General features: G+C 71.9%; 21 protein-coding genes and 1 tRNA gene. 5 read left to right on the top strand and 17 right to left on the bottom strand.

Annotation, left to right across the window (positions count from 1 at the left end; all coding sequences use genetic code 11):
* Positions 1-138 precede the first annotated feature (138 nt).
* From FB467_RS10925 to polA, 5 genes are all read right to left on the bottom strand, one after another.
* Positions 139-918, bottom strand: coding sequence for an ABC transporter ATP-binding protein (locus tag FB467_RS10925; protein WP_141785119.1), 780 nt, complete (start codon positions 916-918; stop codon positions 139-141).
* Positions 915-1,910 carry an ABC transporter ATP-binding protein gene (locus tag FB467_RS10920; RefSeq protein ID WP_141785118.1) on the bottom strand — a complete coding sequence of 332 codons (996 nt, stop codon included), beginning with the start codon at positions 1,908-1,910 and terminating at the stop codon, positions 915-917. The genes FB467_RS10925 and FB467_RS10920 overlap by 4 nt, the downstream gene beginning before the upstream one ends.
* Positions 1,900-2,889: a branched-chain amino acid ABC transporter permease gene (locus FB467_RS10915; RefSeq protein WP_141785117.1), complete on the bottom strand. Its 990-nt coding sequence runs from the start codon at positions 2,887-2,889 to the stop codon at positions 1,900-1,902. Before FB467_RS10915 ends, FB467_RS10920 begins: the two co-directional genes overlap by 11 nt.
* A gap of 7 nt (positions 2,890-2,896) precedes the next feature.
* Entirely contained in the window at positions 2,897-4,339 is a 1,443-nt protein-coding gene (locus tag FB467_RS10910; RefSeq protein ID WP_228393011.1) for a branched-chain amino acid ABC transporter permease, read from the bottom strand.
* Between the two features lie 118 nt (positions 4,340-4,457).
* Positions 4,458-7,148, bottom strand: coding sequence for a DNA polymerase I (gene polA, locus FB467_RS10905; RefSeq protein ID WP_211350592.1), 2,691 nt, complete (start codon positions 7,146-7,148; stop codon positions 4,458-4,460).
* Positions 7,149-7,167: 19 nt separating this feature from the next.
* On the opposite strand from polA, the gene FB467_RS10900 reads away from it, so the two are divergent.
* Together FB467_RS10900 and FB467_RS10895 are read left to right on the top strand one after the other, a co-directional pair.
* Positions 7,168-7,596, top strand: coding sequence for a hotdog fold thioesterase (locus FB467_RS10900; RefSeq protein ID WP_141785114.1), 429 nt, complete (start codon positions 7,168-7,170; stop codon positions 7,594-7,596).
* Between the two features lie 42 nt (positions 7,597-7,638).
* Complete coding sequence (locus FB467_RS10895) at positions 7,639-8,427, top strand: DUF554 domain-containing protein (RefSeq protein WP_141785113.1); 789 nt, start codon at positions 7,639-7,641, stop codon at positions 8,425-8,427.
* 14 nt (positions 8,428-8,441) lie between these two features.
* Here FB467_RS10895 and FB467_RS10890 read toward each other — a convergent pair whose 3' ends face one another.
* Complete coding sequence (locus FB467_RS10890) at positions 8,442-9,188, bottom strand: ANTAR domain-containing response regulator (RefSeq protein ID WP_141785112.1); 747 nt, start codon at positions 9,186-9,188, stop codon at positions 8,442-8,444.
* A 139-nt stretch (positions 9,189-9,327) separates the two neighbouring features.
* On the opposite strand from FB467_RS10890, the gene FB467_RS10885 reads away from it, so the two are divergent.
* Positions 9,328-9,410, top strand: a tRNA-Leu gene (locus FB467_RS10885).
* A gap of 80 nt (positions 9,411-9,490) precedes the next feature.
* On the opposite strand, the gene pyk is transcribed toward FB467_RS10885, so the two are convergent.
* From pyk to FB467_RS10830, 11 genes are all read right to left on the bottom strand, one after another.
* Positions 9,491-10,939, bottom strand: a complete 1,449-nt coding sequence (gene pyk / locus FB467_RS10880) for a pyruvate kinase (RefSeq protein WP_141785111.1) — start codon at positions 10,937-10,939, stop codon at positions 9,491-9,493.
* Positions 10,940-10,960: 21 nt separating this feature from the next.
* Positions 10,961-11,926 carry a prolipoprotein diacylglyceryl transferase gene (lgt, locus tag FB467_RS10875; RefSeq protein WP_228393496.1) on the bottom strand — a complete coding sequence of 322 codons (966 nt, stop codon included), beginning with the start codon at positions 11,924-11,926 and terminating at the stop codon, positions 10,961-10,963.
* Positions 11,927-11,931: 5 nt separating this feature from the next.
* On the bottom strand, positions 11,932-12,699 hold the full coding sequence (locus FB467_RS10870) for a DsbA family protein (protein ID WP_141785110.1): 768 nt from the start codon (positions 12,697-12,699) through the stop codon (positions 11,932-11,934).
* Positions 12,699-13,199: a MauE/DoxX family redox-associated membrane protein gene (locus tag FB467_RS10865; RefSeq protein ID WP_141785109.1), complete on the bottom strand. Its 501-nt coding sequence runs from the start codon at positions 13,197-13,199 to the stop codon at positions 12,699-12,701. The genes FB467_RS10870 and FB467_RS10865 overlap by 1 nt, the downstream gene beginning before the upstream one ends.
* Complete coding sequence (trpA, locus tag FB467_RS10860; RefSeq protein WP_141785108.1) at positions 13,196-13,981, bottom strand: tryptophan synthase subunit alpha; 786 nt, start codon at positions 13,979-13,981, stop codon at positions 13,196-13,198. Before trpA ends, FB467_RS10865 begins: the two co-directional genes overlap by 4 nt.
* Positions 13,978-15,183 carry a tryptophan synthase subunit beta gene (trpB, locus tag FB467_RS10855; RefSeq protein ID WP_141785107.1) on the bottom strand — a complete coding sequence of 402 codons (1,206 nt, stop codon included), beginning with the start codon at positions 15,181-15,183 and terminating at the stop codon, positions 13,978-13,980. The genes trpA and trpB overlap by 4 nt, the downstream gene beginning before the upstream one ends.
* On the bottom strand, positions 15,180-15,986 hold the full coding sequence (gene trpC / locus FB467_RS10850) for an indole-3-glycerol phosphate synthase TrpC (RefSeq protein ID WP_141785106.1): 807 nt from the start codon (positions 15,984-15,986) through the stop codon (positions 15,180-15,182). Before trpC ends, trpB begins: the two co-directional genes overlap by 4 nt.
* 42 nt (positions 15,987-16,028) lie before the next feature.
* On the bottom strand, positions 16,029-16,235 hold the full coding sequence (locus tag FB467_RS10845; protein WP_141785105.1) for an HGxxPAAW family protein: 207 nt from the start codon (positions 16,233-16,235) through the stop codon (positions 16,029-16,031).
* Positions 16,236-16,330: 95 nt separating this feature from the next.
* Positions 16,331-17,011 carry a Trp biosynthesis-associated membrane protein gene (locus tag FB467_RS10840; RefSeq protein ID WP_141785104.1) on the bottom strand — a complete coding sequence of 227 codons (681 nt, stop codon included), beginning with the start codon at positions 17,009-17,011 and terminating at the stop codon, positions 16,331-16,333.
* Between the two features lies 1 nt (position 17,012).
* The gene (locus FB467_RS10835) at positions 17,013-18,755 is read right to left on the bottom strand and encodes an ABC transporter ATP-binding protein (protein WP_141786613.1); all 1,743 of its coding nucleotides are present in this window, start codon (positions 18,753-18,755) and stop codon (positions 17,013-17,015) included.
* Between the two features lie 65 nt (positions 18,756-18,820).
* The gene (locus FB467_RS10830) at positions 18,821-20,758 is read right to left on the bottom strand and encodes an ABC transporter ATP-binding protein (RefSeq protein ID WP_228393443.1); all 1,938 of its coding nucleotides are present in this window, start codon (positions 20,756-20,758) and stop codon (positions 18,821-18,823) included.
* A 124-nt stretch (positions 20,759-20,882) separates the two neighbouring features.
* On the opposite strand from FB467_RS10830, the gene FB467_RS10825 reads away from it, so the two are divergent.
* Together FB467_RS10825 and FB467_RS10820 are read left to right on the top strand one after the other, a co-directional pair.
* On the top strand, positions 20,883-21,536 hold the full coding sequence (locus FB467_RS10825) for a TIGR03085 family metal-binding protein (RefSeq protein ID WP_141785102.1): 654 nt from the start codon (positions 20,883-20,885) through the stop codon (positions 21,534-21,536).
* Entirely contained in the window at positions 21,529-22,098 is a 570-nt protein-coding gene (locus tag FB467_RS10820) for a nucleoside/nucleotide kinase family protein (protein WP_228393442.1), read from the top strand. The genes FB467_RS10825 and FB467_RS10820 overlap by 8 nt, the downstream gene beginning before the upstream one ends.
* Positions 22,099-22,169: the final 71 nt, after the last annotated feature.

The following is a 22,169-nucleotide window of genomic DNA, read 5'->3' as shown; positions in this document are numbered from 1 at the left end:
GCTGGCCACGGCCGAGCGCGTCCGGTCGGGAGGGAGGGCGGGTCAGACGTCGCGGAAGGTCTGGATGCTGGCGCCGAGGTCGGTGGGGGTGAAACGCCGTCCGCTGCCGCGGCTCAGGGGTCGATCCGCCGGAGAGGCTCAGTGGTCGATACGGGCCAGGGTGCCCAGGTACAGCTCGATGACCTTCGGGTCGGTCGCCAGTTCCTCACCGGTGCCGGTGTAAGCGTCCTTGCCCTGGTCGAGCACGTAGGCGCGGTCGGAGATGTCCAGGCACTGGCGGGCGTTCTGCTCCACCATCAGGATCGAGACGCCGGCCGAGTTGATCGTGGCGACCGCCTCGAAGACCACGTCCTGCATGATCGGGGACAGCCCGGCCGAGGGCTCGTCCAGGAAGAGCACCTCCGGATCGGTCATCAGCGCACGCCCCATCGCCACCACCTGGCGCTCACCACCGGACAGCGACCCGGCCTTCTGCGCCTTGCGGTCGGCCAGGATCGGGAAGAGTTCGGTGACCGCGGCGAACCTCGTGGCGTACTCCTTGGGCCGCAGGTACATGCCCATCTGCAGGTTCTCCTCGATGCTCAGCGAGGGGAAGACGTTGTTGTTCTGCGGCACGTAGCCCAGGCCGTCGCCGACCAGCTTGTGCGCCGGGCGCCCGGTCACGTCGCGGTCCCGGAGCAGCACCTGGCCGGACCGCACCGGCACCAGGCCGAACATGGTCTTGATCAGGGTCGACTTCCCGGCACCGTTGGGTCCGATGATGCCGACCAGCTCGCCCTTGTCCACGTAGACCGAGCACCCGTTGAGGATGTTGACCTCCGGGATGTAGCCGGACACCAGGTCCACGGTGCGCAGCTGGACCTGCGCCCCGCCGGTCGGGCGGGGTCCGGCCTCGGTCGTGCTGGGTTCGGGGGTCACGGCGCCTGCTCCTCGTCCTCGCCGGCGGTGCCGGGTGCGGGTGCACCGGCTCCGTCGTCCTCCTGCTGCAGGGCGCGTCGGCTGCCCAGGTAGGCATCGATCACCTGCGGGTTGGTGCGGATGTCGTCGGGGCGGCCCTCGGCGATGACCTTGCCCTCGGCGAAACAGACGATCCAGTCCGAGATGGACATGATGACGTCCATGTCGTGCTCGACCAGGATGATCGAGGTGCCCTCGTCCCGGAGCGCCTGGATGTGGGCGAGCAGCGACTGGGTCAGCGCGGGGTTCACCCCGGCCATCGGCTCGTCCAGCATCACCAGGCTGGGGCCGACCATGAGCGCGCGGGCCATCTCGAGCAACTTGCGCTGTCCCCCGGACATGGTGCCGGCGAACTCGTCCCGCATGTGGCTGAGCCGGAACCGCTCGAGCAGTTCCTCGGCACGGGCCTGGATCTGCCGTTCCTGGGCCTTCCAGAGGAACCGGAGTGGGGCGACGCCCATCCGCTCCCCCTTCTGCCCGACGGCGCCCAGCATCACGTTCTCCAGGGTGGTGAGGCGCATCAGCGCCTTGGTGAGCTGGAAGGTGCGCACCATCCCCAACCGGGCGATCTGGTAGGCGGGCTTGCCGCTGATGTCGGTCCCGTCGAAGCTCCACGTGCCGGCGTCCGGGGTGTCGAAGCCGGAGACCAGGTTGAAGAAGGTCGACTTGCCGGCGCCGTTGGGGCCGATCAGCGCGGTGATGGTGCCCCGCTGCACCTCCAGGTGGTCGACGTCGACCGCGGTCAGACCGCCGAACCTGCGGGTGACCGAGTCGGCGACCAGGATCGCGTCCGGCTTGGCCACACCGGGCTCGGCGGCCACGCCGCGCAGCGCCTCGGCGGCCCGGGCGGCACCCGCGGACGGGGCCCGGTCCTCGATCGCCTGCTCCACCTCGAGCAGTTCCTCCCGCTCGGAGAGGACCTCGTCGTCGAGCTCGTGCTTGTCAGCGGACATCGAGACGCAACTCCTTCTGGTTGCCGAGGATGCCCGCGGGTCTGAAGAGCATCAGGAGCATCAGGCCCAGGCCGACCGCCGCGAACCGGACGGCGCCGACATCGCTGGAGGCCATCACACTGGACGGGATCAGCCCGCTGCCGATCGCCTGCCGCAGGAAGGAGTCCAGCACGGTCAGCAGGAACCAGAAGACGATCGAGCCCACGATCGGGCCCATCACCCGGCTGGCGCCGCCCAGGATCATGATGGTCCACAGGTAGAAGGTGATGATCGGCATGAAGCTGTCGGGGTTCAGCGCCTGGGTGTTGATCGCCAGCAGCGAGCCGGCCAGGGCGCCGAGCACACCACCGAGGATCAGCGCCTGCATCTTGTAGGCGAAGACGTTCTTGCCCAGGCTGCGGGCCGCCATCTCGTCCTCACGGACGGAGCGGAGCACCCGACCCCAGGGCGAGTGGACGAGTGCCGCCACGAGCAGGGTGGCGAGTGCGACGGCGCCCCAGGCGACCGTCATCACCCACAGCGACCTGCTGCTGAAGGAGAGCCAGCCGAGCTCGAGATCGCTGGAGTAGGGGTTGATCGCGTAGAAGCCGTTGGCGAAGCTCTTCAGGCCGAAGACGCCACCGGTCAGCGGTTGGGCCCACTCCGAGCGGTACAGGTAGCGCAGCACCTCTGCCGCGGCGATCGTGGCGATCGCCAGGTAGTCGCCCCGCAGCCGCAGTGTCGGGACGCCCAGGATGAGCGCGAGCACGATGGCGCAGCCCATCCCGATGAGCACCCCGACCCAGAGCGGGAGCCCCCAGGAGAGGACCGGGACGGCCGTGCCGTAGGCGCCGACCAGCATGAAGCCGACCTGACCGAAGTTGAGCAACCCGGTGAAGCCGAAGTGCAGGTTGAGGCCGACAGCGGCCAGGGCGTAGATCGCGGCCTCCGGGCCGAAGGCGCCGCGGATCGCGTTGCTGAGGATGTTCAGGAAGTCCATGGTCGCCTCATCCCACCCGTTCGCGTCGTCCGAGCAGGCCCTGTGGTCGGAACAGCAGGACCAGGATCATCACCAGCAGCGCCCACATGTACTGCAGGGAGGACGGGAACCACAGGTTGGACAACTGGGTGATGATCCCGATGCACAGCGCACCGACCATGGCGCCGTAGGCGCTTCCCAGGCCACCGAGGATCACGGCGGCGAACATCATCAGGAGCAGCACGAAGCCCATCTCCGGGTAGACCCGCTCGCTGAGTCCGTAGAGGACGCCGCCGAGGCCGGCCAGCCCGCCACCGAGCAGCCAGACGATCAGCACCACCCGGTCCACGTCGATGCCGGAGGCGCGGGCCAGGTCGCCGTTGTCGTTGACCGCCCGCATGGCCTTCCCGATCCGGGTCCGTTGCAGCATGATCGCCACCGCGGCCAGCACCACAAAGGCGAGCAGCGTGATCACCGCGTCCCGCGGGGTGATCCGGAACAGCCCCAGGTCCCAGGAGGACTGCAGGGCGTACTCGTCGTACTGCCGCCGCGACGGACCGAAGATCACCTGGATGATGTGGCGCAGCAGGAGCGACAGGCCGATCGCCACGATGAACATCTGGATCAACCCGGTGCTCTTGCGCCGCATCGGGCGCCACACCGCGATCTCGATGCCGCCGGCGAGCAATGCGGTCAGCCCCATAGCCAGGACGGCCGCGATCACCAGCGGCAGCGGCCCGCCCCCGCTGGACAGGTAGTAGGCGGCGACCGCACCGAAGGTGACGAACTCGCCGTGGGCGAAGTTGATCAGGCGGGTGGTCCCGAAGACGAGGGAGAGGCCGACAGCGGTGATCGCGATGATCGCGCCGAACTTGACCCCCTCGACCAGCAGCTGGGCGACCCGCCCGGCCAGCCCGCCGCCGGAGTCACCGGCTGCCGGAGCCCCGTCGTCACCCTCGGCGACCAGCTGGAAGACGACGTTCTGGTGGGCACCGGGTCGGACGGTCACCCCCGTCACGGTGTCGCCGCCCTCGGTGCGGAAGGTCACGCCCTCGGGCAGGGCCTCGGGGTCCACGGAGGCGGCGTAGTTGCCCGGCCCGGGCAACGGCACCTCCCACTGCCCCTTGTCGTTGGTCTCGCCGGACCCGATCTCGGTGCCGTCCTGGGTGACCGTGACGACCAGCCCGACGATCGGATCCCGGTCCGGTCCGCGGATAGTGCCCTTGAGGGACTCGGCAGCCTCCTCCTCGGCCTCGTCCCCGGCCGTGGCGGAGGCATTGTCAGCAGCTGCGGTGGCCTGGACGGCAGACCGCAGGGCAGGCAGGGGGGATGCTGCCTGCAAAGGTGCCGGGGGAAGGGTCGAGACACGGTCGACCGTTCCGCCAGCGAGGGTCGCAGCCGAAGCCCCCGGGACGAGCAGGACGCCGCCCAGGAACAGGACTGCGAGCAGTGCCAAGAGGCGGGCTCGCACGGATTCTCCTTCGGATCGCTGCGGGGAGTAAACCACACCGCGGCCGGGGAGGACAGGGTCCGACGCGAGCGGGTGTCGAATCGTGACCTGGCCGCGACCTGGCCGCGACCTGGCCGCCTCAGTGCGCGGCGTCGTGCCAGCTGCGGCCCCAGCCGACGCTGATGTCCAACGGCACATCCATCGCCACGGCGGCCCCCATCTCCTGCCGCACCAGGGCCTCCACCTGCTCCTTCTCCGACGCCACGACCTCGAGCACCAACTCGTCGTGCACCTGCAGCAGCATCCGGGAGCGCAGGCTGGCCTCGGTGAGCGCCGCACCCAAGCGGAGCATCGCCACCTTGATGATGTCGGCCGCCGACCCCTGGATCGGGGCGTTCAGGGCCATCCGTTCGGCCATCTCCCGGCGCTGCCGGTTGTCGGAGTTCAGGTCGGGCAGGTAGCGCCGCCGGCCGAGCATGGTCTCGGTGAAGCCGGTGCTCCTGGCCTCGGCCACGACGTCCCGCAGGTAGTCGCGCACCCCGCCGAACCGGGCGAAGTACTCCTCCATCAGCCCCTTGGCCTCGTCGGTGGAGATGGTCAGCTGCTTGGACAGGCCGAACGCGGACAACCCGTAGGCCAGGCCGTAGCTCATCGCCTTGACCTTGGCCCGCATCTCCAGGGTCACGTCCTCCGGCTCGACCGAGAACACCCGCGAGCCCACGAAGCGGTGCAGGTCCTCGCCGGAGCGGAACGCCTCGATCAGCCCCTCGTCGCGCGACAGGTGCGCCATGATCCGCATCTCGATCTGGCTGTAGTCGGCCGACATCAGCTCGTCGTAGCCGTCTCCGACGACGAACGCCTCGCGGATGCGGCGCCCCTCCTCGGTGCGGATCGGGATGTTCTGCAGGTTCGGCTCGGTCGAGGACAGCCGCCCGGTCGCCGCGATCGTCTGCTGGTAGGTGGTGTGGATCCGTCCGTCGTCGGCCACCGACTTCAACAACCCCTCGACGGTGACCCGCAGCCGGGTGTTGTCCCGGTGCCGCAGCAAGGCCTCCAGGAACGGGTGCTCGGTCTGCGCGTAGAGCCCGGCCAGCGCCTCCGCGTCGGTGGTGTAGCCGGTCTTGGTGCGGCGGGTCTTGGGCAGGCCGAGACGCTCGAACAGCACGGTCTGCAGCTGCTTGGGTGACCCGAGGTTGACCGTCTCGTCCTCGATCGCGTCGTAGGCGTCCTGCTGCGCCTGGCGCATCCGGCCGGCGAAGTCGGCCTCCAGCCGCTCCAGCCCCGGGACGTCGACCGCGATGCCGACCCGCTCCATCTCGGCCAGGACCTGCTCCAGGGGCAGCTCGATGTCCGCGAGCAGGGAGGTGCCCTGCACGTCGGCGACCTCCTCGTCGAGGGCCACCGACAGCTCCAGGACGGCGCGGGCGTGCACCATCGCCGACCGGGCCGTGGCGCCGCGGGACGCGTCGTCGCTCTCCTCCCCGAAGGACAGGTCCAGGGTGCCCTGGTCGGCCTCCTCGGTCTCCAGCCGCAGCTCCCGGTGCAGGTAGCGCAGCACCAGGTCGCCCAGGTCGTAGGAGCGTTGGTCCGGCCGCACCAGGTAGGCGGCCAGCGCCGTGTCGCTGACCACACCGGCGAGCGGCATCCCGCGCGCGGCCAGGGCCTGCGCGGGGCCCTTGAGGTCGTGCAGCGCCTTGGGGCGCTCGGGGTCGGCCAGCCACCCGGCCAGCGCCGACTCGGCCTCCTCGCCCAGGTCGGTCAGCTCGACGTACGCCGCGGCGCCGGCCGCGGCGAGCCCGAGGCCGGTGACGTCCCCGGTGCCGCGCGACCAGCTGCCCAGCACGTGGACGCCGACCCGGACCCCGGGCCCGGCGTGCTCGCCCAGCCACCCCGGGACCTCCTCGGCCGCGAGTGCCGATCCCTCGACCTCGATGCCCTCCTCGGCCTCGTCCTCGACCGACTCGAGGGTCTCGAAGAGCCGGTCCCGCAGCACCCGGAACTCCAGCCCGTCGAACAGCCGGTGCACCTCCTCCCGGTCCCAGGTCCGCCGCTCCAGGTCGGGGGGCGTCAGCGGGAGGTCGACGTCGGCCACCAACTGGTTGAGCTGGCGGTTGCGCAGCACCTGGGAGACGTGGTCCCGGAAGGACTGCCCGGCCTTGCCGGTGAGCGCGTCGGCCCGGTCCACGACCCCGGACAGGTCACCGTGGGCGGTGATCCACTTCGCGGCCGTCTTCGGCCCGACCCCGGGGACACCGGGCAGGTTGTCCGAGGACTCCCCCACCATGGCCGCCAGGTCGGAGTAGCGCTCGGGCGGCACGCCGTACTTCTCCTCGACGGCCTCCGGGGTCATCCGCACCAGGTCCGAGACGCCCCGCCGGGGGTAGAGCACCGTGGTCGACTTGTCGACCAGTTGCAGGGTGTCCCGGTCGCCGGAGCAGATCAGCACCTCCATCCCCTCGGCACGCGCCTGCGTGGTGAGCGTGGCGATGATGTCGTCGGCCTCCCACCCGTCCAGCTCGACGTGGCTGATCCGCAGCGCGTCCAGCACCTCCTTGATCAGGTCGACCTGGCCGCGGAACTCCGAGGGCGTGGTCGCCCGGCCGGCCTTGTACTCCGGGTACTGCTCCGCGCGGAAGGTCTTGCGGGAGACGTCGAAGGCCACGCCCACGTGGGTGGGGGCCTCGTCGCGGAGCACGTTGATCAGCATCGAGGTGAACCCGAAGACCGCGTTCGTGCTCTGCCCCGTCGAGGTCGAGAAGTTCTCCACCGGCAGCGCGAAGAACGCGCGATAGGCCAGCGAGTGTCCGTCCAGCAGCAGAAGTCGACTCACGCATGCCACCCTAGGGCCCATGACCGACAGAGCCCCAGTCACACTCTCGCCCGACCAGGTGGCCGCGCTGCCGTCCGGCGCCCTCGTGGAACGGATGGGCATCCGGATCCTCGAGGCGGGATCCGAGCGCACCGTCGCCCGGATGCCGGTGGAGGGCAACACCCAGCCCTATGGACTGCTGCACGGGGGCGCCAGCGCCGTGCTGGCCGAGACCGTGGGGTCGATCGCCTCGGCGGTGCACGCGGGCGCCGGGCGGATCGCCGTCGGGATCGACCTCAACGCCACCCACCACCGGGCGGTCCGGTCCGGGGAGGTGACCGCCGTGGCCACGCCCCTGGCCCTGGGCCGGTCGGTCGCCAGCTACGAGATCGTCGTCACCGACCAGGACGGTGCGCGGGTGTGCACGGCCCGCCTCACCTGTTCGCTGCGGGACCGGCCACCGGCCTGACCCCGCGCCGCGGGACCGGAGCGGACGGCATACCCTGCGCTGGTGGACGCACCCTTCCCCGGAGTCGGCACGTTGGTCAACGTGGTCCTCGTGCTGGTCGGCTCCCTGGCCGGTATGTCGTTCGGCCACCGGCTGCCCGAGCGCGTGCGGGCCGTGGTCACCGACTGCCTCGGCCTGGTCACCCTCCTCATCGCGGCGCTGTCCGCGCTGGCCGTCACCGAGCCGTCCCTGGAGGCGGCGGTGGGCACGGGGGTGCCGGTCCTGATCGTGCTGGGCAGTCTGCTGATCGGCGGCATCGTCGGCTCCCTGCTGCAGATCGAGCGGCGCATGGAGGGACTGGCCGGGGTGATCCAGGCGTATGTCGCGCGCCGGGCCCCGCGGACCGCGTCGGCCGAGCGGGGCGCCGGGGAGCTGAGCCCCCGGGAACGCTTCATCGAGGGCTGGCTCACCACGTCCCTGTTGTTCTGCGTCGGGCCCCTGACGATCCTGGGGTCGTTGAACGACGGGCTCGGCCGCGGCGTGGACCAACTGGTCCTCAAGTCCGTGCTGGACTGCTTCGCCGCGATGGCGTTCGCCTCGACCTTCGGGGTCGGCGTGCTGTTCTCGGCGGTCTCCGTCGCGGTGGTCCAGGGGTCGCTGACCGTCGTGGGGGTGCTCCTCGGCTCGGTCTTCCCCGACGCACAGATCCAGGCGCTGACCGCCGTCGGCGGGTTGCTGCTGGTGGGCGTGGGCCTGCGGCTCCTCCGGATGAAGGACATCCCGGTCGGGGACCTGCTCCCGGCCCTCGCCGTGGCGCCGGTCCTGGTGTGGGTGGTCGGGTCCCTGACCTGACCACCCGTCCCGGACTACTTCTTCTTTTTCTTGCCCTTGTCCAGGGACTCGATGATCGCCTCGGCGACCTCGCGCATCGACTGGCGCCGGTCCATCGCGGCCTTCTGGATCAGCCGGAACGCCTCGGCCTCGGTGAGCTTCGAGGTGGACATCAGCAGGCCCTTGGCGCGGTCCAGCAGCTTGCGGGTCTCGAACCGCTCGGTCAGGTCGGCGACCTCGGCCTGCAGCGCCTGGAACTCGGTCCAGCGCGGCCGGGCGATGTCGATCGCGGGCAGGATGTCGTTGGCGGTGAACGGCTTCACGACGTAGGCCATCACCCCCGCCTCGCGGGCCCGCTCGACCAGCGTCCGGTCGCTGAAGGCGGTCAGCATGACGACCGGCGCCAACGACTCCTTACCCAGGATCTCCGCGGCGGTCAGTCCGTCCATGACCGGCATCTTGATGTCCATCACGACGATGTCCGGCCGGTGCTCGCGGGCCAGGTCGACGGCCTGCTCACCGTTGGCGGCCTGCCCGACCACCTGGTGGCCGGCCTCCTCGAGCATCTCCGCCAGGTCCATCCGGATGAGCGCCTCGTCCTCGGCGACCACGATCCGCAGGCCGGCACCCTGGGCGGGTTCCTCGGTCACGGTGTCGGTCGCGGGGGCGTCCTCGGCGGGCTCGGTCTCCACGGCGGCAGCGGCGTCCGCGTCCGAGGTGGGCGGCTCCACTGCGGGGTCGGCGTCCTCGACGGGGTCCTGCGCTGCTGGCTTGTTCGTCACCGGACCAGCCTATCGGCTGTCCGGGCCCGGCTCGCCCCGCAAACCACCAAGGAAGACCCATGATGTGGTGCGAAAGATCACATCCGCCCAGCGAGATCCGGATCCCCCGGCACACCCGGTATGCTGTTCCGGTCGCCCTGCCGGGGTGGTGGAATGGCAGACACGGAGCACTCAAAATGCTCTGCTCGAAAGGGCGTGCGGGTTCAAGTCCCGCTCCCGGCACCGAGCCCGCCGCCCGTCCTCCTCCGAGGGCGGGCGGCGTCCTGTTCCGCCCGGCGCGACGGCCCCGGAGGACCGAGGGGCTACCCCTCGGTCCGGTAGGCGGGCGCGACGCCGGAGACCGCGTCGCCCACCCGGTGCAACCGGAGGGCGTTGGTGCCACCGGGCACCCCGGGCGGTGACCCGGCCACGATGACCACCATCTCGCCCTGCTCGCAGCGAGCCTCGCGGACCAGCGCCTCGTCGACCTGCATCACCATGTCGTCGGTGTGCTGCACGAACGGGGTGAGGAAGGTCTCGACCCCCCACGAGACCGCGAGCTGGGAACGGGTCGCCGGCTCCGGGGTGAAGGCCAACATCGGGATGTGCGAGCGCAGCCGCGACATCCGCCGCGCCGAGTCCCCGGTCTGGGTGAACGTCACCATGTACTTGACCGCGAGGAACTCGGCGATCTCGGCGGCCGCCTTGGTGACCGCGCCGCTGGTGGTGTGCGGGTTGGTGCCGAGCGGCTGGATCCGGTCCAGGCCGTGTTCTTCCACGTTCTCGATGATCTGCGCCATCACCTCGACCGCCTTGATCGGCCACTCGCCGACACTGGTCTCCCCGGACAGCATGATCGCGTCGGCACCGTCCAGCACCGCGTTGGCGCAGTCGCTGGCCTCGGCCCGGGTGGGGCGCGGGTTGGTGATCATCGACTCCAGGACCTGGGTCGCGACGATGACCGGCTTGGCGTTGCGCCGCGCGATCTCCACGGCCCGCTTCTGCACCAGCGGGACCGCCTCCAGCGGGAGCTCGACGCCCAGGTCGCCGCGGGCGACCATGATGCCGTCGAAGGCGTCGATGATCTCCTCGAGGTTGTCGACCGCCTGCGGCTTCTCGATCTTGGCGATGACCGGCAGCCGGATGCCTTCTTCGTCCATGATCCGGTGCACGTCCTCGATGTCCGCCGCGGAGCGGACGAAGGACAGCGCGATCAGGTCGACCCGGGTCCGCAGCGCCCACCGCAGGTCGTCGGCGTCCTTCTCGCTGAGGGCGGGGACGCTGACGGCCGTGCCCGGCAGGTTGATCCCCTTGTGGTTGGAGATCGTGCCACCGATCACGACCGTGCAGATGACGTCGGTGTCGGTGACCTCGTCGACGGTCAGCTGGATCTTGCCGTCGTCGATGAGCAGGTCGTGGCCGGGCTTGACGTCCTGGGGCAGCCCCGCGTAGGTGGTGCCCACCTCGTGGCGGTCGCCCGGCACGTCGCGGGTGGTGATGACGAACCGCTCCCCCGGGGCGAGCTCGACGGCGCCCGCGGCGAAGGTGCCGGTCCGGATCTTGGGGCCCTGCAGGTCGGCGAGGACCGCCACGGCGTGCTGCGCCTCGTCTCCGGCCTGGCGGACCAGGTGGTAGTTGCTGTCATGGTCCTCGTGGGACCCGTGGGACATGTTCATCCGGGCGACGTCCATGCCGGCCTCGACCAGGGCACGGACCTGTTCGTAGGAGGAGGTGGCAGGGCCCAGGGTGCACACGATCTTGGCTCGACGCATGGTGCCCAGCCTATGCCCCTGTCAGGGGCTGCGGGTGCTGCGGCCGCGGGGTGCCGCGTCCTGCCCGACCTCCTCGACCGCGGCCGCACCCTCACCGTGGTCGACCTCGGCTTCCGCCTCGTCCCGGACGGTGAGGTCCAGGGCCGGACCGCGCACCGGGTAGTCCTTGCGCCGGCCCATCGCCAGGAAGATCGCCAGCCCGATCAGGAAGACCCCGATGGACACCCAGACGTTGATCCGCTGGCCGAAGACGACCTCCGCCGGGTCGGTGCGCATCAGCTCGAAGAACAGGCGGCCCAGGGTGTACCCCATCACGTAGAGCGCGATCACCTGTCCGCGGGCGAACCGGAACCGTCGGTCGAGCACGAGCAGGACGCCCGCGACCAGCAGGCACCACAGCGACTCGTAGAGGAAGGTCGGCTGGAAGGTGCCCAGCACGACGGCGTTGCCGTCGGCGTCCCGGACCGCCTCCCCCGCCGACTGGTCCCACTGGTGGATGGTCAGTGCCCAGGGGGCGTCGGACGGACCGCCGTAGAGCTCGTTGTTGAACCAGTTGCCCCAGCGGCCCAGCGCCTGGGCGACCAGCAGGCCGGGGGCCATCGCGTCGGCGATGTCCAGGAAGTTGTGGCCGTACCGGCGGCAGCCGATCCACGCCCCGACCGCGCCGAGCGCGATCGCGCCCCAGATGCCCAGGCCCCCCTCCCAGATCTTGACCACGTCGGCGATGTTCCCGTCCTGGCCGAAGTAGGCCCGGGGGCTGCTGATCACGTGGTAGAGACGTCCGCCCAGGATCCCGAGGATGATCGCCCACAGGGCGATGTCGTAGATCTCCTGTCCGGTGCCGCCGCGGGCCCGTATCCGCCGGCTGGTGATCCAGATCGCGGCGACGATCCCGAGCAGGATGCACAGCGCATACGCCCGGACGGGCAGCGGCCCCAGCCACCAGACCCCGGTCACGGGGCTGGGCAGCGAGGCGGGCAGCACCAGACCGGTCACCGGTGCGCCTCGAGCACCGTGGCGAGGGAGTTGGGGTCGGTCATCAGCAGGTTCATCTCGTCCTCCGAGATCTCCTCACCGTCGATCAGCACCCGGGGGCTTCCGGTGATGTTGTCCCGGTTGGACCGCTCCTGCATCTCGGCCACGTAGTCGCCGTAGGTGAGCTCGCCGTCCTCTCCCGGGGCCATGCAGGAGGAGAAGGTGTCGAGGTCATCGCCCTCGATCCCGGCCTCCTGGGCGAACTGGAGCAGTTGGTCGTCAGTGAAGCCGACCCCCTCCTGGGCGGGCTGGTTGGCGAAGACGAGCGCCTGGTATGCCGAGAAGGCACCGGCGTCGTCGGCGCAGAGGGCGGCGTTGGCCGCCCGGGTCGAGGAGTCGTTGCGCAGCTTGCCGTCCAGGAACGACATCACCGTGGTGACCAGGCCGATGTCCCCGGACTCCGCGGCCTCGGTGAACGCGGCACCGGATGAGTTCTCCAGCTTGCCGCACCAGGGGCACTGGAAGTCCACGTAGACGTGGACCTGGGGCTTGCCCTCGCCCTCGCTGACCAGGACCCCGCGACCCTCGCTGAGCGAGTTGGCCGACCCGTTCTCGGCGCGGGTGAAGTCACCCGTCCCGGCCTCGGTGGTCACCCCGTCCCCCCGGGTGGCCAGGTAGACGACGACCGCGACGATGGCGACCAGCACCACGACGACCCCGCCGACGAGCACGCGGGACGGCCCGGACGGCTGCTGCGGGACCTTGGGGGCAGGGGGGCGGGGCATCAGGAGATCCTCTCGGTGTGGGACGTGCTGGGGGTGGACTGTGGGAGCAACGCGTCGAGGGCCCACGGAGTGCCCGGGCGCACGACCAGCCACCCCGCGGCCACCGCCAGTCCGAGGTCGCGCAGGATCTCCGGCAGGTACTGCTCTTGGCCCGGGGTCACCGGCCCACCGGTGCCGAAGCACCCGCAGTCGATGCTCAGGCCGCGCGCCCAGGCGGAGACGATCCCGGCGATGAAGACGATCATCAGCAGGCCGCCGAGCGCGGCGCTGACCCGGGTGAACAGGCCCAGGATCAACAGCAGGCCGAGCGCGATCTCCAGGACCGGGAGCATCGTGCCCACCATCCGGGAGATCTCGTAGGGGAACAGCTCGTAGGCGACGACGGACTGGGCCGACCCGGTCAGGTCCCGGACCTTGAGCCAGCCGGCTACCAGCAGCACCCCGCCGAGGAGCAACCGGGCCACCAGGCCGACGAGGCCGAGCGCCCGGTCCCGGTTCATCGGGCTCGGACGCCGGCGGCCAGCTCGGTCGTCAGGGCGTGCAGGGCGGCGCCGGTCGGGTCATCACCCAGGGCCTTGACCAGGGCGGAGCCGACGATGACGCCGTCGGCGTAGCCGGCGACCTGCGCCGCCTGCTCCCCGGTCGAGACGCCCAGCCCGACGCACAACGGCAGGTCGGTGACCCGGCGGGTCCGTTCCACGAGGGTGGTCGCGCTGTCCGACACGGTGCCCCGCACCCCGGTGACGCCCATCGTGGAGGCGACGTAGACGAACCCCCGACAGGCCTGCACGGTCATCTGCAGCCGCGCGTCGGTGGAGCTGGGCGCCACCAGGAAGATGGGGTCGACCCCGTGCTCCTGTGCCGCTGCCCGCCAGGCCCCCGCCTCGTCCGGGATCAGGTCGGGGGTGATCAGCCCGGCGCCGCCGGCCTCGGCCAGGTCGGCGGCGAAGCGCTCCACGCCATACCGCAGCACGGGGTTCCAGTAGCTCATCACCACCGGTACCGCGCCCGCCTCGGCGACTGCGCGCACGCACCCGAGCAGCTGGGCGAACCGGAAGCCTCCCGCGAGCGCCTGCTCGGCCGCGGACTGGATGACGGGGCCGTCCATCAGCGGGTCCGTGTAGGGGACCCCGACCTCGACGATGTCGGCGCCGGCGTCGACGACCGCCCGGACCGCCCTGATGGAGCCGCCCATGTCCGGGTATCCGGCGGGCAGGTAGGCCACCAGGGCCGCACGGTTCTCCTCGCGGCAGGTCGCGAAGACCTGGTCCAGTGCGCTCATCGGGCGTTCCCCTCCTCGTCGACCAGGTCGAACCACTTCGCGGCGGTGTCCACGTCCTTGTCCCCCCGACCCGACAGGCTGACCACGATGACGGTGCCGGGGGTGGACTCCCGGCCGAGCCGGAGGGCCCCGGCCAGGGCGTGCGCGCTCTCCAGCGCCGGGATGATGCCCTCGGTCCGGCAGAGCAGCTGGAAGGCCTCCATCGCCTCCCGGTCGGTCACCGGCTGGTACTCCGCCCGGCCGCTGTCGCGCAGGTAGGAGTGCTCCGGCCCGACGGACGGGTAGTCCAGGCCGGCCGAGATGGAGTGCGACTCCAGGGTCTGGCCGTCCTCGTCCTGGAGCAGGTAGGTTTCGGCCCCGTGCAGCACGCCCGGGCTGCCAGTGCTGAACCGGGCCGCGTGCTTGCCGGACTCGATGCCCTCCCCGCCGGCCTCGAAGCCGACCAGCCGGACCGAGGGTTCACCGACGAACCGGTGGAAGATCCCCATCGCGTTGGACCCACCGCCGACGCAGGCGCAGACGATGTCCGGCAACCGGCCGGTCCGCTCGAGCACCTGGTCGTAGGTCTCCTCGCCGATGATGGCGTGCAGGTCGCGGACGAGGGTGGGGAACGGGTGCGGGCCGGTGACGGTTCCCAGCAGGTAGTGCGTCGTCCCCACGTTGGTGACCCAGTCGCGCATCGCCTCGTTGATGGCGTCCTTGAGGGTGGCGCTCCCGGTCGGCACGGCGACCACCTCGGCCCCGAGCAGCCGCATCCGGGCCACGTTGAGAGCCTGTCGCTCGGTGTCCTTCGTGCCCATGTAGACCGTGCACTCCAGGCCCAGCAGGGCCGCGGCCGTGGCGGTGGCGACCCCGTGCTGCCCGGCTCCGGTCTCGGCGATCACCCGGGTCTTGCCCATCGAGCGGGCCAGCAGCGCCTGCCCGAGCACGTTGTTGATCTTGTGCGACCCGGTGTGATTCAGGTCCTCCCGCTTGAGGAAGATCCGCGCGCCGCCGGCGTGCTCGGCGAAGCGGGGTGCCTCGGTCAGCGGGCTCGGCCGGCCGGTGTAGTCCTTGTGCAGCCGCGCCAGCTCCCGGTGGAAGGCGGGGTCGCGCATCGCCGCCAGGCGTGCGGCGTCCAGCTCCTCGAGGGCGGCCACCAGCGCCTCGGGGACGTAGCGGCCCCCGTACCGGCCGAACCGTCCGGCCTCCTGTTGCGTCACGGCCTGATCCCTTCCCTGGTCTGCACCTGCACGATCTCACGGGCGCCGGCGACGGGGTCGCCCCCCGTGACCAGCGCCTCCCCGACGAGGACCACACCGGCCCCCGCCCCGGCATACTCCGCGACGTCCTCGGGCCCCCGGACACCGGACTCGGCCACGAGCAGCACCCCCGCGGGGACCGTCGGGGCCACCCGGGCGAAGGTGGCACGGTCGACGTCGAGGGTCCGCAGGTCCCGGGTGTTGATGCCGATGATCCGGGCACCCGCCGCGGCGGCGCGCTCGGCCTCGACCTCGTCGTGCGACTCCACCAGGGCATCCATGCCCAGCCTCTCGGTGAGCTCCAGCAGTGACACGAGGCGCTCCTGGTCCAGCGCCGCGACGATGAGCAGCACCAGGTCGGCGCCGTGCGCCCGGGCCTCCCACACCTGGTAGTCCTCGACCACGAAGTCCTTGCGCAGGACCGGGATGTCCACCGCCGCACGCACCGCCTGCAGGTCCGCCAGCGACCCGCCGAAGCGCCGCTGTTCGGTGAGCACGCTGATCACCGACGCGCCGCCCTCCTGGTAGGCACGGGCCAGTGCGGCGGGGTCGCCGATCGGGGCCAGGTCGCCCTTGGAGGGGCTGCGCCGCTTGACCTCGGCGATCAGGTGGATGCCGGGGCGGGGTGCGAGGGCGGCCACGGCGTCCAGCGCCGGTGGCAGCGCACGGACGCGGTCCTGCAGGGCCGCCAGCGGCAGCGCGTCCTGTCGCGCGGCAAGGTCCTCCAAGACCCCTGCGATGATCTGGTCGAGCACGGTCGTCACCGCGTCAGCCTAGACCGGCCGGCTGGGGACGGACCGGGCGGGTCAGTGCTTGCTCTCCCACTCCTCGCCGTACCCGGCAGCATGCAGTCCGTACCAGGCCAGGGCGCCGACGACCGCGAGCGCGGACCCCACCCAGAGTGCCCAGGGCAGGTTCAGCAGGACGCCCAGCCCGAGCACCAGGGCGGCCACCATCAGCACGGTGACTCCGGTCCAGGCGGCAGTCGAGTGACCGTGTCCGGATTCGCTCATGGCAGGGGGCTCCTTCGGGGTGTGGGGCGGGCGTGCTCATTGTGCCAGGTCAGGAGGGCCGGGGCACACCGGCCTCGCCGATGGGCGGGGCGGCGTCAGCCCCGGGGCGGAGCCTGCTCCCCGGGTCCGTCGCCGGCCTCCCCTGCCGGACCGTCGGCCGTGGGGTCCTCCCCGGCGGACAGTTGCTCCCACGCGGCACTGCCATAGCCGTCCCGGGGCGTGTCCCCGTGGTCGGCGACCGGGCGGTTCTCCCCACCGTCCCCGGAGGGTCCCCCGCCCCCGACCACGGTGCCCGGCCGCTGACCGGCGGCCACCGGGAGCAGCCGGAGTAGACCCGCGACGGCCAGGCACAGCACGGCGAGCAGGGCGGCGTAGACCACCCAGGTGACCTCGGCCTGGACCTGCCGGGTCCCCTCGGCCGCGCCGGTGATGGCGGTCCGCTCCGCGAGCACGGGTCCGGCCGCGGCGGCCGGGTCGCGCAGGAGGCCGAGGACCGGGACGCCGGCGACCACCGCCGCGAGTACCAGGCACACACCGGCGAGTCGGCGCACCACGGCCGAGCCCACCAGTCCGGCGAGCACCGCGGCACCGGCCAGCAGCGCCGCCGCCGGCACGGCGGGGCTCAGCTCGCTGCCGGTGACGGTGAGGCTCGCGGCGCCGACGACCGCGTCCTCGGAGCGGGCGTGCACCCAGGGGCGGGCGGATCCGATGAGCAGGACGAGGACGCCGAGCAGCGCCGCGAGGAACCAGCCCCGCGCCACCAGCCGCGACCTCATCTCATCCGCTCCTCTGCTGCGCCGCCCAGGAGGCGTGCATCCGGGTGTAGACGCCGCCGCGCCCGACCAGGTCGGTGTGCGGACCTACCTCGACGATACGGCCGCGGTCGACCACGACCACCACGTCGGCGGCCTCGGCGGTGGACAGCCGGTGCGCGATCGCCACCGACGTGCGCCCCCGGGTGAGCCCTTCCAGGGCCCGTTGGATCCGCACCTCGGTGGACGGGTCCACCGCGCTGGTCGCCTCGTCGAGGACCAGCAGGTCCGGGTCGGCCAGGTAGGCCCGGGCGATCGCGACCAGCTGCCGCTCCCCCGCGGACAGGGACTCACCGCGCTGGCCCACCTGGGTCTGCAGCCCCTGCGGCAGCGTCTCCAACCAGGCGTCCAGGCCGAGCTCGGTCAGCGCCAGCAGCACGTCCTCGTCGCTGGCCTCGGGACGGCCGAACCGGATGTTGTCCACCAGCGGCTGGTCGAACAGGAAGCCCTCCTGGGGGACCATCACGATCCGGCGCCGCAACGAGCGGAACGCGATGTCCCGCAGGTCGACACCGTCGACCAGGACGCGCCCTTCCGTGGGGTCCATCAGCCGGGTCAGCAGCTTGGCCATCGTGGTCTTGCCGGAGCCGGTCTCCCCCACGATGGCGACCCGGCTGCGGGGGGCGAAGGAGATGGTCACGTCCTCCAGCACGGTGTCCCCGCCCGGGTAGGCGAAGGAGACGTCCTCGAAGTCGACGGTGATCGGGCCCCGGTCCAGGACCACCCCGTCCTCCGGGTCGGACACGTCGGCCGGGGTGTCGATGACCCCGATCACCCGGCGCCACCCGGCGACGGCGTTCTGCAGCTCGTTGAGGATCTCGGTGGCCATCAGCACCGGCTGGGTGAACAGGTTGACCAGGAAGAGGAAGGCGAGCAGCTCCCCGAGGCTGACCCGACCGTCGACGGCCAGCACCGTGCCGACGACCAGGACGATGGCCAGGGTGAGCCCGGCGAAGGCCTGCCCCGACACGAAGGCCGTGACCGACCGGATCTGGGCGGTGATGGCCGACTTGCGGTGGCTCTCGATGGCCCGGTCGATCCGCTCCGCCGTGCGGTCCTCGACCCCGTAGGCCCGGATGGTGACGGCACCCACGATGGACTCCGACACCGCGCCGAGCATCTCCCCGACCCGGGCGCGGACGGCGCCGTAGGCGCGGCCGAGCATCGGCTGGAACCAGCGGATCAGGATCGCCAGCGGCAGGAAGCAGGCGTAGACGACCCCGGCCAGAATCGGGCTGTAGACCAGCATCAGCACGGTGGCCAGCACGATCTGGGCGGTCGAGATCAGCAGCATCAGCCCGCCGAACTGCACGAACATGGAGATCGTGTCGACGTCGCTGGTGACCCGGGAGACCAGCGATCCCCGCCGCTCCGTGCTCTGCGTGAGCACCGACAGGTCGTGGATGTGCCGGAAGGCGTGCAACCGCAGCGTCGCCAGCCCGGACTCGGCCGCCTTGAACAGCCGGTAGTTCACCAGGAACTGGCAGAAGCTGGTGACGGACACCACGGCGGCCGCGAGCAGCACCGCGACGATCACGAACTGCAGGTCCGGGCCGCCCTCGGCCAGGATGCCGTGGTCGGTGACCTGCTGCACCACGAACGGGATGACCACGCGCCCCACCGTGGTGATGACCGCCAGCAGAGCCGTGACGCCGATGCCCTTGCGCAGCTCCGGCGACAGCTCGAGGCCGCGCCGGAGAGTCGCCATGGTGCCCAGGTCCGAGGTGCTCTCGATCCGGGTGTCGCCGCCCGGGGCGGTCTTCGGGGCGCTGCTCACGCCTTCTCCTCCTTGGCCGCGACGGCGGCCCGTTGGGCGGCCTCCCGGGCGTAGGCGGTGACCAGGTCCGCATATCCCTGGCACCGGCCCAGCAGTTCCTCGTGGCTGCCCTGGTCCCGGATCCGGCCCCGCTCCAGGTAGACGATGTGGTCGGCCAGCATGATGGTCGCCATCCGGTAGGCGACGACCAGCACGGTCATCCCGTCGCTGGCCTCGCGCAGCCCACCCAGGATGTCCTGCTCCACGGCCGGGTCGACGGCGCTCGTGGCGTCGTCCAGCACGAGCAGCCGCGGGTGGCGGATGATGGCGCGGGCCAGGGCGATCCGTTGGCGCTGGCCGCCCGACAGGCTGCCACCGCGCTCCCCGACGACGGTGTCCAGACCCTCGGGGAGGGCGGAGACGAACTGGTCCGCCTGCGCGATCCGCAGCGCCGACCACACCTGCTGGTCGTCCGGCCGGTCCGCGCCGTCCCCGGTCAGCACCACGTTGTCGCGCACCGTGTCGTCGAACATGAAGGTCTGCTGCGCCACCAGCGTCGCCACCGCGGGCACCTCGCCCTGGCGCACGGTGCGCAGGTCGATACCGTCCAGCCGCACGGTGCCGGAGTCCGGGTCGATCAGCCGCAGCACCAGGTTGGTGAGCGTGGACTTGCCGGACCCGGTCGGTCCCACCAGCGCGGTGGTGCTGCCGGCCGGGATGTCGAGGGTGACCCCCCGGATGGCCGGCGTGCGTTCGGACGTGCCCTGCGTGCCGGCATACGGGTCGTGCTCCCCGGCCGCCTCGGCGATGGCCTCCTCGCTGCCGAGCACGGTGTGCTCCACCCGGTCCTCGTAGGCGTAGTCCACGGCCTCGGTCCGGGAGTGCGCGGCGCCCTCGCGCCCCAGTTCACCGGTCCCGTACTCCATCGATCCGCGGGCGCGCAGCACCGCGTCGACCCGGCTGAAGCCGACCACGGTGCGGGGCAGTTCGGCCAGCACCCAGCCGAGGGACCGGACCGGAAAGGCCAGGATGGAGAACAGGTAGGCGATCTGCACGACCTCCGCCGCGGACAGGTGCCCGGCCCGCACCTGCGCGGTCCCCACGGCCAGCACCGCGAGGGTGCCCACCGTCGGGATGGCCTCGATGACCGGCTCGAAGGTGCCCCGGGTGCGCCCCACCTGGATGAGGCTGTCCCGCAGGTCGTTGGTCACCCGGCGGAACCGGTCGGCCTCCTCCTCCTCCCGGCCCATCGCCTTGACGACCAGGCCGGCCTCGAAGGACTCGTGCGCCACCTCGGCCACCTCGGCCCGCAACTGCTGGGCCTGGGTGATCTTGGGCGCCATCACCCGCTGGAAGACCAGGTTCGCGGCGAACAGCCCGGGGAAGACCAGGAAGCCGATCAGCGCCAGGAACGGGTCGATCAGCACCATCTGGGTGCCGGCGATCACCAGCATGACGAGGACGCCGATCGCCATCGGCAGCGGGTTGAACACCTGCCAGGTGGCCTCCACGTCGCTGTGCGCGTTGGACAGCAGCTGCCCGGAGGGGTGCGAGTGGTGCCAGCTGAGCGGGAGCCGGAGGTACTGCCGGGTGACCCGACGCCGGTAGGCGGCCTGCAGGTTGAAGCCGGCGACGGTGGCGTAGACACGGCGCAGGATGACGCCGAGGACGTTCACCACCAGGATCCCGGCCAGCACCAGGAAGATCGTCCACAGGCCCCCGGCGCTGACCTTGCCGGCGGCGACGGCCGGGGTCACCACGCCGTCGGTGACGTAGCCGATCCCCCACGCGGTGGCGACCGTCGCTCCCGCCCACAGCACCGAGCCGCACACCGCGACCGAGAACCAGCCCCGCTGTTGCTTGATGCCGGTCCAGATCACCCGCAGCCCGCGGCGCAGGACGGCGGGTGTCGGCGCTGGCGGCCGGAGCGGGCGGGTGCCCGGTGCGGAGGTCACGAGGGAGCAGTCCTTTCCACGGACGGTGGGAGTTCGGGCACGCGCGACGCACGGGGCCCACCCCGAGCCCCGCAGACCAACAGGTGCGTCCTGCATCTTCGCACGCGATGCTTGGATGGGTGCCATGCCCCTTGCCAGAACGCACCGACTCGCCCTCTGCGAGACCGCCCTCGAGACCGGCCCCGACGCCCCGACCCTGTGCCCGCCGTGGCCGGTGAGCGGGCTGGTGGCGCACCTGGTGGTCCGCGAGTCCCGCCCGGACGCCGCCGTCCTCGGGCTGCTCCCGCCCACGGCCGACCGGGCGGACCGGGTCCGGTCCGGACTGGCCACCGACGTGCCGTTCGAGCAGCTCGTGGACCGTCTGGCCTCCGGCCCCCCGGTGTGGGCGCCGTCGCGCCTCGACCCGGTGGCCGACCTGGCCGACCTGCTCGAGTTCGTCATCCACCACGAGGACATCCGCCGGGCCCAACCCGGCTGGCGCGCCGCACCGGTGGACGAGGCCACCGCGCGGGCGGTCTGGTCCCAGCTCCGCCGGGCCGCCCGGTTGTTCGTCCGCCGGTCCCCGGTCGGTGTCGTCCTCGTCGCCCCCGGCCACGGCCGGGGCGCGGTCAAGGGCCCGCCCGCCCGGGATACCGGCCTGGGCAGCGTGGTCCTCACAGGCGCGCCGGTCGAGCTGGCGCTCTACCTGTCCGGACGGACCGCCGTGGCAGACGTCCAGGTCGACGGGGACGACGCCAGCGTGCGCAGCCACCGGGCGCAGGTAGGCGCAGGTGGCTGACGGGGTCTCCCCCGACCCTGCGGACCGGCTGGCCGACCGGGTGCTCGACCGACTGTCCCGGAGCGGGCCGGGCCCTGCCGGCGTGCGGGTGCTCGGGCTGGACGGCCGGAGCGGGTCCGGCAAGACCGACCTCGCCGCCGCGCTGGCGTCCCGGGTGCCGGCAACGGTGGTGCACCTGGACGACCTGTATGCCGGGTGGCAGGGCCTGGCGGCCGCGCTCCCCGGGGTCTGCGCGGACCTCGTGCGTCCCCTCGTCGCCGGCCGACCGGGCCGGTACCGCCGCTACGACTGGGTGGCCGCACGGCCCGCCGAGTGGGTGACCGTCCGACCGGCCGACCTGGTCATCGTCGAGGGCGTCGGGGCGCTCGCCGTGGACTGCGTGGCCGACTATGCGCTGCGGGTCTGGCTGGAGGCCCCGACCGAGGTGCGCCGGCGCCGCGCGCTGGCCCGCGACGGGGACACCTTCGCCCCGCACTGGGCCGAGTGGGCCGACCAGGAGGAGGAGGTCTTCGCCGCGCACCCCGCCCGGGAGGTCGCCGACCTGGTGCTCGACACGGCCTGAGACAGCCGCGCGTCCCGGGGTGGGTGGCGTTGGCATGTGAGCGTCGCGGGTGGTGTCAGCGCCCCTGACCA

Source organism: Ornithinicoccus hortensis, assembly GCF_006716185.1.
Taxonomy (GTDB): domain Bacteria; phylum Actinomycetota; class Actinomycetes; order Actinomycetales; family Dermatophilaceae; genus Ornithinicoccus; species Ornithinicoccus hortensis.
Note: the sequence above shows the minus strand (reverse complement) of the source record. Positions and strands in the feature narration are given on the sequence as shown.